General features: G+C 39.9%; 13 protein-coding genes and 1 pseudogene. 6 read left to right on the top strand and 8 right to left on the bottom strand.

Annotated elements, in window-relative coordinates:
• Nucleotides 1-451: 451 nt before the first annotated feature.
• Together ABZA00_RS13165 and ABZA00_RS13160 are read right to left on the bottom strand one after the other, a co-directional pair.
• Nucleotides 452-976 (bottom strand): TIGR00645 family protein, encoded by a 525-nt coding sequence (locus ABZA00_RS13165; RefSeq protein ID WP_372882625.1) that lies wholly within the window; start codon nucleotides 974-976, stop codon nucleotides 452-454.
• Between the two features lie 409 nt (nucleotides 977-1,385).
• On the bottom strand, nucleotides 1,386-2,177 hold the full coding sequence (locus ABZA00_RS13160) for a M48 family metallopeptidase (protein WP_372882624.1): 792 nt from the start codon (nucleotides 2,175-2,177) through the stop codon (nucleotides 1,386-1,388).
• A gap of 367 nt (nucleotides 2,178-2,544) precedes the next feature.
• Here ABZA00_RS13160 and ABZA00_RS13155 point away from each other — a divergent pair, with 367 nt between their 5' ends.
• Nucleotides 2,545-4,590 (top strand): hypothetical protein, encoded by a 2,046-nt coding sequence (locus ABZA00_RS13155; RefSeq protein ID WP_372882623.1) that lies wholly within the window; start codon nucleotides 2,545-2,547, stop codon nucleotides 4,588-4,590.
• A gap of 47 nt (nucleotides 4,591-4,637) precedes the next feature.
• Entirely contained in the window at nucleotides 4,638-5,096 is a 459-nt protein-coding gene (locus ABZA00_RS13150; RefSeq protein WP_372882622.1) for a DUF1499 domain-containing protein, read from the top strand.
• Between the two features lie 39 nt (nucleotides 5,097-5,135).
• Here ABZA00_RS13150 and ABZA00_RS13145 read toward each other — a convergent pair whose 3' ends face one another.
• Both ABZA00_RS13145 and ABZA00_RS13140 read right to left on the bottom strand, forming a co-directional pair.
• Nucleotides 5,136-5,405 carry a hypothetical protein gene (locus tag ABZA00_RS13145; protein ID WP_372882621.1) on the bottom strand — a complete coding sequence of 90 codons (270 nt, stop codon included), beginning with the start codon at nucleotides 5,403-5,405 and terminating at the stop codon, nucleotides 5,136-5,138.
• A gap of 121 nt (nucleotides 5,406-5,526) precedes the next feature.
• Nucleotides 5,527-5,961, bottom strand: coding sequence for a TerB family tellurite resistance protein (locus ABZA00_RS13140; protein ID WP_372882620.1), 435 nt, complete (start codon nucleotides 5,959-5,961; stop codon nucleotides 5,527-5,529).
• 160 nt (nucleotides 5,962-6,121) lie between these two features.
• Between ABZA00_RS13140 and ABZA00_RS13135 the strand changes: the two genes are divergently transcribed.
• On the top strand, nucleotides 6,122-6,601 hold the full coding sequence (locus tag ABZA00_RS13135) for an LEA type 2 family protein (RefSeq protein WP_372882619.1): 480 nt from the start codon (nucleotides 6,122-6,124) through the stop codon (nucleotides 6,599-6,601).
• A gap of 80 nt (nucleotides 6,602-6,681) precedes the next feature.
• On the opposite strand, the gene ABZA00_RS13130 is transcribed toward ABZA00_RS13135, so the two are convergent.
• Nucleotides 6,682-7,107 carry a septal ring lytic transglycosylase RlpA family protein gene (locus tag ABZA00_RS13130; RefSeq protein ID WP_372882618.1) on the bottom strand — a complete coding sequence of 142 codons (426 nt, stop codon included), beginning with the start codon at nucleotides 7,105-7,107 and terminating at the stop codon, nucleotides 6,682-6,684.
• A gap of 338 nt (nucleotides 7,108-7,445) precedes the next feature.
• On the opposite strand from ABZA00_RS13130, the pseudogene ABZA00_RS13125 reads away from it, so the two are divergent.
• Nucleotides 7,446-8,558 (top strand): annotated as a pseudogene (locus ABZA00_RS13125) (ISAs1 family transposase).
• A gap of 77 nt (nucleotides 8,559-8,635) precedes the next feature.
• Here ABZA00_RS13125 and ABZA00_RS13120 read toward each other — a convergent pair.
• A complete protein-coding gene (locus tag ABZA00_RS13120) occupies nucleotides 8,636-8,857 on the bottom strand; it encodes an acetyltransferase (protein WP_372882617.1) in 222 nt (73 codons plus the stop codon).
• A gap of 370 nt (nucleotides 8,858-9,227) precedes the next feature.
• On the opposite strand from ABZA00_RS13120, the gene ABZA00_RS13115 reads away from it, so the two are divergent.
• Nucleotides 9,228-9,842: an alpha-ketoglutarate-dependent dioxygenase AlkB gene (locus ABZA00_RS13115; protein WP_372882616.1), complete on the top strand. Its 615-nt coding sequence runs from the start codon at nucleotides 9,228-9,230 to the stop codon at nucleotides 9,840-9,842.
• Here the strand turns inward: ABZA00_RS13115 and ABZA00_RS13110 are convergent.
• Nucleotides 9,832-11,268, bottom strand: coding sequence for a DUF2867 domain-containing protein (locus ABZA00_RS13110; RefSeq protein ID WP_372882615.1), 1,437 nt, complete (start codon nucleotides 11,266-11,268; stop codon nucleotides 9,832-9,834). The genes ABZA00_RS13115 and ABZA00_RS13110 overlap by 11 nt on opposite strands.
• A gap of 27 nt (nucleotides 11,269-11,295) precedes the next feature.
• Complete coding sequence (epd, locus tag ABZA00_RS13105) at nucleotides 11,296-12,360, bottom strand: erythrose-4-phosphate dehydrogenase (protein WP_372882614.1); 1,065 nt, start codon at nucleotides 12,358-12,360, stop codon at nucleotides 11,296-11,298.
• Between the two features lie 258 nt (nucleotides 12,361-12,618).
• On the opposite strand from epd, the gene thpR reads away from it, so the two are divergent.
• Nucleotides 12,619-13,143 carry an RNA 2',3'-cyclic phosphodiesterase gene (thpR, locus tag ABZA00_RS13100; protein ID WP_372882613.1) on the top strand — a complete coding sequence of 175 codons (525 nt, stop codon included), beginning with the start codon at nucleotides 12,619-12,621 and terminating at the stop codon, nucleotides 13,141-13,143.
• Nucleotides 13,144-13,281 lie beyond the last annotated feature (138 nt).

The raw sequence follows: 13,281 nt of genomic DNA, 5'->3' as shown, positions 1-13,281 counted from the left end.
TTGCCGGATCATGTGACGGTGCTGCGCTAGATGCCCTGACGACTTATATCGAGCAACAAAATAGACCTAAGTAACGTTAATGCTTCGCATCAATGATTTTCATCACCGCCATGAATGACGGTGTTTTTCATCTAAATGGATAAAAGCGAGGCTATGATTTCCTGTTACAAAAACTCCCTGCCTTTCATGCAGTTTAAAGTTGCGCCTGGCGTTATACTTTTTAACTTAAGCAGAGTAACAGGAGTCAATCCCATGATTGCAAAAAACAATCAGCAACGCCCGCTAAATTTACTCGCGAAAGCTCACAATACTTAGATCGGGCACTTGGTGCAATCGGGTAGACAGCACACCTGCTTTGTAGCAGGTGGCATTTCAGCAAGTAATAGCCCTCAGGCTCGTTATTTTCCGTCTGCAAGTCAATAGCTCACAGTCAATGTAACCACCATAATGATTAATGATGCTTAGTATCGCCGGCAACTTTATCCATATAAGCAAAGATCAGCCCTGAAAAAACAAATGTTAAATGAATGATAACTTTCCACATTATTATATTTGTCTGCTCGTTGGAAAGGCTTGCCGGAAGATTCATAAAAGTTTTTAACAGGTCAATTGCCGAGATCGCAACAATTGCACCGATGACTTTTAGTTTGAGCCCTGAAAAGTTAACCTTTCCCATCCATTCAGGACGGTCTTCATGAGAATCCAGATCAATTTTCGAGATGAAAATTTCGTAGCCACTAAAAATAATCATCAGTAATAAGCTACCTACAAGTGATAAATCAACTAACGCCAAAATACCAATCACGACGTCACTTTCCGGCATAGAGATAACATGGCTGGCGATATGCCAAAATTCCTGAACAAATTTTACAAACAACAATACAATGCTCAGCACTAAGCCCACGTAAAAAGGGGCTAACAACCAACGACTTTTGAAAATGGTTGATTCTAATGCGGTTTCAATTTTGTTCGACATGTATTCCTCTACTTTAAGAATTGGTACGGCTGGGTGGAGCATTAATAAATAGTTAATCAGCGTTAGACAACATAGACCACTCTACAGGTTTGATCCTGGATTATAGGCACTAAATTAGTTGCAAGCACTAATTCTGTATTTTTATGACTCTGTTCCAGTACATTGTTGTTAGCTTTTTACTCTATAGCTAACTATTTGTAAATATTATGATCATAGAAAGTTAACTGTTTTTATAAGATGTTGTAAATTATGGTTTTATAATAACGACAACTATCCTGACACCGGGAAGCCATAGTAATCCAACATCAGACGCAGAAAATATGGAAAAGCAAGACTGGCTAGTCGTTCAATCCATAAAAAATTTATATAAGGGCGTGTAGTCTGCAGGGAAATCACGCCTCTATCACTGTTATAAGCGGCAGTTCTGCTGCTTTACATTCATTACCGGTAAGCTGGCTATCGCGGCTTGTAAGTCCTGAATACGGGTAGAATGGGAAGGATGGGTAGATAATAACTCCGGAATCTGATTACCCCCGGATGCTTTAGCCATGTTTTCCCATAAAGTAACGCTTTGCTGAGGATCGAATCCTGATTCGGCCATCAGGCGTAAACCTACCATATCAGACTCAGATTCCTGGGCGCGGTTATAAGGCATCAATACCCCATACTGCACCCCCAAACCAAGCCCGGACATAACAATACTCTGATACTCCGAACCACTCATTACAGCACTCGTCAGCTGTAAACCGGTGTTTGCCAGCTGCGTTCTGGACAGCCTTTCATTACTGTGATTAGCCGTCACATGGGCAATTTCATGGCCGATAACGGTTGCAAGCTGATCTTGATTAGTGGCGACCTTAAGTAACCCCGTATAAACACCTATTTTTCCACCGGGCAGTGCAAATGCGTTAACTTCATCGCTGTCAAAAACAACAACTTCCCATTGCCCAAAATCTGGTTGCGGACCTAAACGAGTAGTAATTGCGTTGGTCACACACTGTACATAAGCATTGGTTTTTTTATCCGTGTTAATCTTTTCCTGCTTTTTCATCTCCTCAAATGACTGCACGCCAAGCTCTGACATCTGAGAACCGGAAAAGAGTAAAATCTGTTGCCTGCCTGTCGGCGAATTTACACAACCGTAGAGTGCCAATGAAACGGCCATAACAGTCGACAATAAACCTGGCTTTATTATTTTCATACACACAGCTCCTTCTCTTTATCATTAGATTTAAACTTTAACGAGGGGTTATAAGGTATTATAGGGAATTAAATAAATATTTATACGGGTATCAATTTTACGATAAAAACAGCACAATTACGTTTAATAGTTATTACATGCAAAGTCAGGTAAACACCCTTGTTTATACAAGAGAAATTGGATTGACCAAATACTGTTTTAACATTTCAGATACCTAAGCTTAATAAAACCAGTTTATCAATCGCGTTTTTATTCACGGTTATCGCCTAATCAATTAAGCTGCTTTTTTTACTTTACCATAATTAATCTGTTTAGCTTGTAGTGCAGTTAAGCAGCCGCTTTTTCTTTTCCTCCGTTAAGGAATAATATGTTCTTTTTATTACTCTCTACTCTGCTCTCATTTTTTACACCTGTAGTTTATGCCGATATAAACAGCACGTCTGCGCAACCACAAACCGTCTCTGCCGAGCAATCATCTCTGTCACAAAAAACAACGCTTGAAATGAGCCCGCGTTCAACTGCCTTTGAACAATTGCAATCATCAACAGAAAAAGCAGCAGTGCCTCCGCAGACACAACCTTCGCAACTTCCTTCCGGACAACAATCCGAGCAGACAGCTGACCAGCTAAAACAATTAAAGCTACTCAGATCAGAGCTTAGCGAAGTTAAAAAACAACTTCAGGCAACGGCAGGTAATGACTGGCAATTCAGGAAGTCACTGAGCTTTTCAGATAAAGAGATTAGTATTAATAATACAATGTTGGCAATGCTAACAGCCCTGCTTAGCTTGATAATTGCTCTATTCGCAGTATTCCTAACACGAAGAGCAAAAAACAAGGCTGTTTATGAAGCGACAAAAAACACGGAAAGCCTTTTTTTAACCTGGCTGGAGGAAAAAGAGTCTGAAATAGTGAGTGCTCTTGTAGGGAAAACAACTGTCATAAATAATGATTATGGCAAAAACTATCTAACCAGCCTGGATGAGCGTCTATTCACTGCACAGAAAACCGCAAAAGATCTCGCTCATCTGTCCGATTTATATTTGTCGATAAAAACTCAATATGAAAATGATATAAGGGCTAGCCTTTCTCAATTTGATCAGACTTCAGCAGCTGATGATATTAAAAAATTTACCATCAATGTAAATAATCGCTTAACCCATAAAGCAGAAACTGATTACTCTGCAGCAGACAACTTCGACAAGGCTATCCTGCTATTTCACCAGAATGGGTACCCGGACACCATCAAGTTTTTAGACAAGGTGATTAATAGTCCCCAAAGCAGTGATTTATTAATTACAAAGGCGCTTTTTAACAAAGCCTATACCCTGCAAAAATGTGAGCAGATAACAGCAGCTCTGAATATTTATGACCAGGTAATTTTACGCGTAGCTGAAGATGCGCCGATTGAATTACAACAGCAAGTTATCAACTCACTATTTCAAAAAGGTTGTTTACTGAAACAACTCAATCAATTTGATCTGGAAATTGCGGTCTATGAAGAGATCGTCTCCCGTTTTTCAGGTGTTAACGAACTATTTTTTGAGGTTAGGGTTAGCACCGCAGTTATGAATAAAGCCCAGGCACTGGCTGAAAAAGGCGCCGGCAGTAACGTGCTGAGTATTTATACTACTCTCATCGAAAAGTTGAAGAGCAGATCTGAGGTACAAATACAGCAGATAGTCGCACAGGCATTGGTCCATAAAAGTAACTACCTGGCTATGCTCGGGCAACAACAAGAATCGATTAGCTGTTATGAGTCGGTTATTTCACTCTTTGCACAGAGCAAAAACTTGCAGCTGCAAATCCTGGTTGCCCAGTCATTCTCTTCTTTACTTGATATCTACCATATACAGGAGAAACCACTAGCACTTATCGAACTTTGTGACAAAATTCAACTGCGTTTTTCCGGCCATAAAACATTGCGATTTAATAAACTTGTTGCCCGATCTTTGGCTGCTAAGGCTAATATTTTATTAAAGTTTAATAAGATCAAAGAGGCACTCAAACTTTTTGACGAAATTATGGCACGTTATAAAGAAATTAAAGATCCGGAACTGCAAACAGCGGTAAACAATGCAATGACCAATGCGGCACTAATCTCTTTACTTTGTGAGGAGATAACAGATACCCGGCAACGTATCCGGGAAGCCGAAAAAGCAAATCATGAAACATCTTTTAACTTTGTGGTAATGGGCTTTATGCATTTTTTAACGGATGATTTAAGTATTGAAAAACTGCTGGATAAAACCGGAAAGCTCGCAGAAAATGCAACCTTTGATTTCAGTTTCGCTCCCCTTAAAGGGCTCATTAAACGCTTACCAGCGACAAAAAAGAGGCAAGCTGATGCTGCTATTGATTTTTTTGAAAATCACCATGATCTTGATAAATTTATAAAACAAGCCAGTCACTGAGTCACATATAAGGTCACTTTTGAAATACGTTAAAGGAGAGTCGCATCATGAAAAAAGCTTTTTTGATTGTAATAATATTTTTTATGAATATGCATCTTGCCGCCTGCAGTGAAAAAAGCCCGGGAGACATTGCTCAGTCAGCGGAGATCATCTCCCTCTGCCCTGCTTATCCAAATTGTGTCTCAAGTGACGCCACCGACGGTGAACATCAGATAGCCCCCTATCTGTTAACACAAGAAGCCGAAACCGTCTGGGCTGTTGTGCAGGAGATAATTGAACAGCAACCAGGCTGCATAATTATCGAGCAAACTCAATATTTCTTGCATGTTGAATGTCGCAGTGCATTGTTCCGATTCGTAGATGACCTTAAATTAGAACTGCGTACAGAGCAGAACATTATCGCAGTTTATTCCGCTTCACGCCTTGGTTATTCAGATTTTGGGGTCAATCGTAAACGTATCGAAAGCTTACGGGCAGTACTAAAGGAACGCGGACAGATCAAGTAATCTATCGCTGTTTGATAAAATTATTTTTTCTGCACTGATTCAGTCAACAAGACCGTTACGCTTCAGCCCTCTGCGCACATTTTTGCATAATTTAGCAAAACGGGAAATTTCACCTAAATTTGGGGATTCGCCACGTTCAATAACTAACTCCCAATACATAATTTCTGTTTCAACTAATTCCAGTAATTTTTTCGGGCAGCCAACGCAGCTGTCACCACAGATTTGAACTTCCGGATTATCAAAGGGGAAGTCCTTTTTCACCAATAAGATGATATTTAACATAGCCGTTTTACAGTCTGGTTTTTTCATCGCATTATTCACCAATCAAGTGGTGAGTTATTGTTTGGCCTGCCTTTGAGCAATACTATTCTATAGTGCTGAGTAATTACCTTTTCCTCAAGTTAAAGTTCTCTTACTATCACAAGCAGATTTATGGCGCGATTACTGCCAGTTTGGTACGAATAAACTCACTGTGAGCAACATAGATTAATTGCGCTACTCTGCGAATAATCGCCTCTTCGTGTGGATCCAGATGATTGTCAGCATAAGCGATTTCCCACATTGCGCTGATTAAATCAATACGCGATTGCTGATCTAAGGCGCGTAATTCGGAGGTAAACTGAAACAAAGAGTTTGATGTTCGTATTGTTTCTTTTGCAATGCTTAATAATTCTTTTGCTTTATCATTATCAATTTGTAGCAACTTGCATAAAGTATTCTGCAGGGCAGTTGCCTCTTCTTCGGAGATCGAATGATCGGCGTTAGCGACTTCACAGAGTAAGCAAGCAATGGCAACAGTATCATCAGGAACTGTTGAATCCTGTGACTTGTTTGCATTTAAAAAAGCATGAATTTTTTTCAGCATATAAATAACTCTCTGTTGTGCGTTAAAACTACCCCAGAAGAGTAATGTAGAATAATTTAATCGCAAATGCAGCTAATTAATAACAATCGATATAAATAAAAAAAACAATTGTGATTGTTTTGCTATTATTGATGATTATCAAAATTGACAGGTGGCGGATATGTCTAGATGGAAGTTTATTGTGTTGTTTTCTGTTTTATTATTAAGCGGATGTAGCACCATACAGCAGTTACAGGAGCTGCAAGTACGTTTGGTTAAGATCGAGCCGACGCTGTCTTCAGCAGGCTTATCCCCCCGCTTTAACGTGCGATTGTTAGTAACAAATCCTAATGCTCAGGATTTAGAGATCCAGGGAATGACCTTACAGCTCGACATCGCTGATCAGAGAATCTTATCGGGTGTTTCCAATCAAATACCGAAACTTACAGCCTACAGCGAAACACCTGTTGATATTCAAACGACAGTCAATTTATTTGATTTATTGAAATTGCTGACCCATTTAAGCCAGCATAACGGCGACGATATTAAATACCGGCTTAATACCAGAATAGATCCAAAAGGTTTTATTCCATTTAACTTGAACAAAGAAGGGGTTTTGAATGAAAATATGTTACAGGGACTGTCTAATCGAACTAATTAACGTTATCTGGAATAGTTATCAGAGCGTATTGAACATTAGCAGAGCGCATTCTCCCATGGTTTAACTGTGAATAATTCATCTTACTTGATAACTTCAATACGTACTTTAATAACACCTGCATCAAGACCATTAATAGCCTTAAAGGCAGATCGGGAAAGGTCAATAATCCGCCCTTTAACGAAAGGCCCTCTATCGTTAATTGTTACCACAACAGAGTTACCATTTTTTATATTAGTGACTTTCACTTTAGTACCAAAAGGTAATTTTTTGTGCGCTGCTGTTTTTGCATTCTGACGAAAAATATCACCACTTGCGGTTTTTCTACCAATAAATTTATTGGCATAAAAAGAGGCTTTACCCACTTCCTGATGGGTAATTGATTTTTCAATTTTTTCAATTTTTTCAGTTTTTTCAGTTTTTCCACTTTTTTCAGCTGAGACAGGCGCACAGGCTAATAAGTTGATGGATAAAAAAACTGTAATGAATAGCTTAATATTTATTACCATAATCTTTCTCACTTTATCAAAGGCCCTCTTTGTACACTACATAACATCAATTTGTACACTGAATATATCATTATCAAAAGCGAAAAATAATAAAATCGGCTAAAATAACGCGTGAAAACACTCCTGCAAAGCCCTATTTCCAGGGAAGAATCATGAAAAGGCTAAATATCGAACAGTGTAATACCAATTCCGTTAAATAGATCATCTAATTAACGGAATTGGTATAATGAGTGGTTTTTTCCTTCATATAACAAGATCCTAATTTTAAAATAGATAACCTTGCAGATCAGGTTCAGGTGTGATCATATACTTCTCTTTAGTCGAGAGAAGTTAAAGAAATGAACGGATTAAGTCTGCTGGACCATATTGCGATTATCCAAGATCCCCCGACAAGACTGGAAAATCTCAGATAGTTTATCTGATACCTTATTTTTATCTATTGTCGCCATTATTTCTGGCGCAGAAGGTTGGGAAGATATTGCTGATTTTGGTCACGATCAAATTGATTGGTTAAGAAAATATGGTGAGTATAAAAATGGTACACCTTCTCACCATACCATTGCGAGAGTATTTGCTTCAATGGAGCCCAAACAGTTTCAGCGCTGCTTTATTGCTTGGATGAAGGATTGTCATGAGGCTACGCATGGTGATGTTATTGCCATTGATGGCAAGACAGTTCGAGGCTCATACACAAAAGGTGATAAGAGTAACGCGATACAAATGGTTCGTGCCTTTGCAGCAGCAAATGAAGTTGTATTAGGACAGATAAAGACTGGCACTAAAAGTAATGAGATAACCGCAATACCAGCTCTTTTAGAGCTTTTAGATATCCGAGGATGCCTTGTTACCTTTGACGCCATGGGCTGCCAAACGAAAATAGCGAAAAGATAGTTGGTCGTGGTGGAGATTATTTTTTAGCAGTTAAAGGTAATCAAAAACGACTTGAAAAAGCCCTTAATGAGATTTTTACAGTTGCCAAAATGGAAGCTGCCACAGCCAATACGTTGGCACAAAGCGAAAAATCACACAGCCGGGAAGAAACGCGATTACATATGGTTAGCCATGCTCTAACAGCGCTTGGTGATATTGAATTTGAATGGCCTGAGCTTAAAACATTAGGGTATATTGTCTCATTCCGGACTGAAAAAGGTGAACAAACAGAAGCAGCATTTCGCTTTTATATCAGTTCTGCAAAATTGAGTGTTGAAGAATTTGCCCATGCAGCAAGAGAGCACTGATCAATTGAAGTTAAACCGCATTGGAAGTTAGCGAAGATGCTTGTAGAATTAGGCGAGATAATGGATCAGAAAATTATGCAGTGGTTCGTCATACAGCACTAAATTTACTCAATGCGGACTCGAATTTAAAGCAGGTATAAAAAGAAAACAAAACGCGCCAATAGAAATATCAGCTACCTCGAGCAAGTCCTTACGGGGCAAGGGGCTTCATGATTTTTCCATGGCCCTGTTCCTTGCCAGACGGTGCGGTTTTCATTCTGTGTTTATGAATCCAATACAGTAAGAATTTTTCAGCGGGTAAATTTTTCATCCCGGTAATGAGGATCTGTCCAGCAACGCGGCAATTCCTCACCCGATAAAAACACCAAATCAGCTTTTTTTACTGTTTCAGCTTCCTGTAACTCTTCACCCGCCTGATATCTGCCGGTAACCGTTTGTTGATAAACATCGGTTAATTCACTGCTCTCTATAATATCTATCATCTCGCCATTAGTTCGGTTTTTAAAAAACATAGCTCACCTCAGAATAACCCGTTATTTCTATGAGTATAGCCATAAATCAACTCGACATGCTTTTTTCAAGATAATGAGCAGTTACATATTGCAAATATATCATACCAATTCCGATAATTAGATGATCTATTTAGGCGTAGAAAAAACGGATGAAAGCAAGGCATTGATTGCAGTAACTAGTTGTTCTAATTGCAAAATTAATAACGCAGCTAGCATTCATTTTAGCAAGTATAAATGAGTAGATAATTATCGGATTTGGTATCAGTAGCAATCGCCATATTTTAAGCAAAAAAATGATAGTATTTAAGTGCATCAAATTGTTTGAGACAAAGCTGCATTTTTACGTTTTTTAACTGGAATAGCTACGAATATGATCACCGATTTATTTGCCGATGATAATGGCACACAGCTTATTGATTTAGACGGACGCCTTATTTACTGGCCAAGCTTTCTCAGGCCTGATCAGGCAGAAAGCTTATATCATGAGTTATTGACGGGAACAAAATGGCAGCAGGAAGCGCTGCAAATATACGGTAAGATGATAAATCAGCCACGCCTTACCGCCTGGTACGGCGAATATGGCGCAACGGCAGCAGATGGTTACCGGAGCCTGGTAAAAGCGCAGGATTTTACTTCCGGACTGCTGCATTTAAAAAATAAAATAGAAAAAATCACCGGCCACCATTTTAATAGCGTGCTTGCGAACCTTTACCGCAACGGTCAGGATAGTGTTGCTTACCATGCTGATGATGAGGCAATTTTAGGTATTAACCCGGCAATCGCCTCCTATAGTTTAGGTGCGGAAAGACGTTTTTTGCTCAAACATAAACAGCAAAAAATTGAAACAGTTAAAATCGCTCTACAGCATAATAGTCTGTTGTTAATGGATGGTTCTTTGCAGCACCATTGGCTGCACAGCATTGCTAAAACGAAGCGTCCTGTAGAAGCACGTATCAATCTGACCTTTCGTTTTCTTATATTTTAGCCCGGCATTTTTTGACAATCGCTTTTGTCATACCCTTAAAAATAAATAAGTGAGCGGGCATCATCACGAACCAGTATAACAGCCCCCAAAACCCTGCCGGATGCCACCAGGCGCGTATATCTAACTCTCTATAAGTGCCTTTATCGGTGATGTTAAACTCTAATCGCCCAAGCCCGGGCGCTTTCATACCAAATAATAATGACAAAAAGCTATTTTCTTTAATAGCGATTACTTTCCACGAATCAATTCTGTCGCCTAATGCTAATTTTTCCGGATCACGGCGGTAACGAGTTAAAGAGTCACCACCCGCAAGGTAATCCATCCATTCGCGGATTCTCCATAAAATATTGGCGAAGAAATAGCCCTCTTGAGTACCAATTAATTGAATCTGCTGCCATAGGCTCTCTGCACTTAAATCAGTTTTCAGCGTATACCCCGCCTGCTTAGGGTAATAACCGTAGCCGGGTCGCCAACGTGACAGAGCATCCGGATCGAAGCCCCATACCTCACTGTCAATAATATCACTTTCATGGGTTAAGGTTTTAGCGACAGCCTGTTCAAAAGAGAGTAATTTTTGCGGAATAAGTGCCTGAATCTTTTCACCGTCGGCAGTTAAATCATACTGCAGTCCACCTACCAGAGCTTTAGCAATATTAGTCGGCACCGAGGTAATTATTTTAAACCAGTAAGCGGCCATTTTAGGCGTCAGAAAGGTAAGAGGAATAATATGTACTTCCTTACCCGCTAACTTTCCTATGATTTGCATCTGTTGTTTATAAGTCAATAATTCGGGACCGGCAATATCAAATATTTTATGGGTTTCAGGAGTAAAATTGAGTAATTCAACAAGATAATAAAGTATATTTTCCAAAGCGATCGGTGAGTTACGCGAGGTCATCCATTTAGGGGTAATAATGATCGGCAGATGGTAAACAAAATCACGCATCACCTCGATAACCGCTGATCCCGGACCGACAATGATCCCCGCTCTTAACTCAGTAACTACAACATTGCTTTCTCTTAAAATCTCACCGGTTTTTTTACGGGCAATAAAATGTTGTGAGTGGCTGGAAACAGGCTGCAGAGAGCCTAAATAGATAACCTGTTGAACCTGGCTGATTTTTAATTGTTCACTAAAATTTCTGGCACTTTGCAGCTCAACATCAACAAAATTATCCCCGTAGCTCATGCCATGCACAAGAAAAAAAACGACATCAATATTTTTTAAAACTGGGGATAAATCAGTGTCGACAGCTAAATCTAACTCAACAAGATCGACATTATGCAACCTGCTCCATCCGCGCTTTTCAAGTACCTTGAGATCCCGCCCTGTCGCCGTGACATGATAGCCTTTTTGAGCAAGTGCCGGCACCAGTTGACTGCCAACATAGCCTGATGCCCCGACCACCAAAATATTTTTCACCATCAATCAGCACCTTTGTTATTGCAGAAATCAGCATGCTTTGCATAACTGTTTGCCATGTAATTGTTGAACATTATTTTGCCGGGCTAAATTTGCAATATAAAAACTGCTGTCTAATAAGCGATGGGCAAATCCCCACTCGTTATCACACCAGACTAATAGTTTCACTAAACGCCCGTCACTGACTCGGGTTTGTGTACCATCAATAATACAAGAGCGCGGATCGTGATTAAAATCAATAGAGACCAGTGGCGCCTCGGTGTAACCCAGAATACCTTGTAGTTTAGTTTTTGATGCTGCTATAAGACAATTATTAATATCTTCAATAGTGACATCTTTACTGACAGTGACGCTTAAATCCATCGCAGTGACATTGATAGTCGGCACGCGCACGGCGATCGCCTCAAATTTATTGGCAAATTTAGGTAAAATCCGTTCTATTCCGGCTGCTAATTTTGTATCAACTGGAATAATTGACTGGCTCGCGGCGCGTGTACGTCTTAAATCAGGATGGTAAGCGTCTATCACAGGTTGATCGTTCATTGCGGAATGAATCGTTGTAATTGTGCCGCATTTAATGCCGAAGCATTTATCTAAAGTATCAATAACCGGCACCATGCAATTGGTGGTGCAGGAAGCACCGGAAATATAGCTCTCCAGGCCGCTGAGCTGGTGATGGTTCACCCCATAGACAACAGTTGCGTCAACATCAGAGCCGGCCGGATGAGAGAAAATAACTTTTTTAGCACCAGCAGCTATGTGCGCATCCGCATCGAATTTACTCCCGTAAATGCCCGTACAGTCCAGAACAATATCAATATCATATTCACGCCATGGCAAATCAGCCAGTTCAGCGCATCGCACCAAAGAAATTGAATCATTTTCAATTTGCAATTGATTTTCCAGAAGTTCAACGGAAAATGGAAAACGGCCATGGGTTGAATCATACTGGGTTAAATGAGCGATTGCCGCGGGATCAGCAAGTTCGTTAATAACAACAATTTTGATCTCTTCCTGACGGTTACTTTCATATAATGCGCGCAGTACACTGCGGCCAATCCGCCCATATCCATTGATAGCAATTCTAATTGACATAATACCTGTTAATCACCTGTAAAAAAAACGAAAGTCATTGTAGGTTAATTTTGAATAAAAAACACAATCAAGACTAAGCAATCGGCACTTATTAACTGACTCCCGGTCCTTCCCACTGTTTTTTTAACAATAACATTTACTCAGATCATCCCTACAGACGGCGGTAATTGGTAATATTTATCGAACAAGTCCAGAATATACGCAATAAAGGTGTATTTTTAAGTAGTCTGATATTAAGCAATTATTTGAGTGTTCAATATGACCAAAAGGCTTTTTTTAGGTATCGCGTTAAATAAACAGCAAGCAAAGCAGATCTCTCAGGTGCAGGCAAAGCTAGACAAATCAGTGAGGCTAATACCGATACAAAACCTGCATATGACTCTGGCGTTTTTGGGTCTTGTTAGCGAGGAGGTTCAGAAGCAACTCGAAGAACAAGTTTCCCTGATGTCTAAACCTCAATTTCAGCAAAGATTAACAACCCTGACCTACTGGCAAAAACCGCAAGTACTTTGCCTGACGGGAGAAGATCCCGAACCTGCTTTATCACAGCTCGCCCGGGAGTGCCACTCACTGACATATTTATTCAACCTGCAAAAAAATGCCCATATTTTTACCCCCCACATTACTATTGCACGAAAAGCCAAAAGTACTCTGCAGGAGGTAACAAAATCAATCGTTTTTAAACCACTTGTACTAAGCCCTACAGTAATGCACCTCTACCATTCTCAAAGCACAGAAAATGGCGTTAACTATCACATATTACGTTCATGGCAGCTTAAATAACGTGACTTCTCACCGCCCTTATTCGGGCGATGCTTCTTGTTTCCTAAGCCGCAACCTGTTCGTGACAGGATTTACGCAAGCCTCCGCAAGCAGTAACGACTTGTCCAGCCGCTTTTAATTTCTGAATACCTTTAGCGC

It is taken from the genome of Psychromonas sp., assembly GCF_041586535.1.
Taxonomy (GTDB): domain Bacteria; phylum Pseudomonadota; class Gammaproteobacteria; order Enterobacterales; family Psychromonadaceae; genus Psychromonas.
The sequence above is the reverse complement of the archived record's forward strand: the minus strand, read 5'-3'. Positions and strand labels throughout refer to the sequence as shown.

What these genes read in the sequence shown, in the direction of transcription:
- ABZA00_RS13165 (WP_372882625.1), bottom strand. Translation starts at nt 976, where the DNA reads ATGTCGAACAAAATTGAAACCGCATTAGAATCAACCATTTTCAAAAGT.
- ABZA00_RS13160 (WP_372882624.1), bottom strand. Translation starts at nt 2,177, where the DNA reads ATGAAAATAATAAAGCCAGGTTTATTGTCGACTGTTATGGCCGTTTCA.
- ABZA00_RS13155 (WP_372882623.1), top strand. Translation starts at nt 2,545, where the DNA reads ATGTTCTTTTTATTACTCTCTACTCTGCTCTCATTTTTTACACCTGTA.
- ABZA00_RS13150 (WP_372882622.1), top strand. Translation starts at nt 4,638, where the DNA reads ATGAAAAAAGCTTTTTTGATTGTAATAATATTTTTTATGAATATGCAT.
- ABZA00_RS13145 (WP_372882621.1), bottom strand. Translation starts at nt 5,405, where the DNA reads ATGAAAAAACCAGACTGTAAAACGGCTATGTTAAATATCATCTTATTG.
- ABZA00_RS13140 (WP_372882620.1), bottom strand. Translation starts at nt 5,961, where the DNA reads ATGCTGAAAAAAATTCATGCTTTTTTAAATGCAAACAAGTCACAGGAT.
- ABZA00_RS13135 (WP_372882619.1), top strand. Translation starts at nt 6,122, where the DNA reads ATGTCTAGATGGAAGTTTATTGTGTTGTTTTCTGTTTTATTATTAAGC.
- ABZA00_RS13130 (WP_372882618.1), bottom strand. Translation starts at nt 7,107, where the DNA reads ATGGTAATAAATATTAAGCTATTCATTACAGTTTTTTTATCCATCAAC.
- ABZA00_RS13120 (WP_372882617.1), bottom strand. Translation starts at nt 8,857, where the DNA reads ATGTTTTTTAAAAACCGAACTAATGGCGAGATGATAGATATTATAGAG.
- ABZA00_RS13115 (WP_372882616.1), top strand. Translation starts at nt 9,228, where the DNA reads ATGATCACCGATTTATTTGCCGATGATAATGGCACACAGCTTATTGAT.
- ABZA00_RS13110 (WP_372882615.1), bottom strand. Translation starts at nt 11,268, where the DNA reads ATGGTGAAAAATATTTTGGTGGTCGGGGCATCAGGCTATGTTGGCAGT.
- epd (WP_372882614.1), bottom strand. Translation starts at nt 12,360, where the DNA reads ATGTCAATTAGAATTGCTATCAATGGATATGGGCGGATTGGCCGCAGT.
- thpR (WP_372882613.1), top strand. Translation starts at nt 12,619, where the DNA reads ATGACCAAAAGGCTTTTTTTAGGTATCGCGTTAAATAAACAGCAAGCA.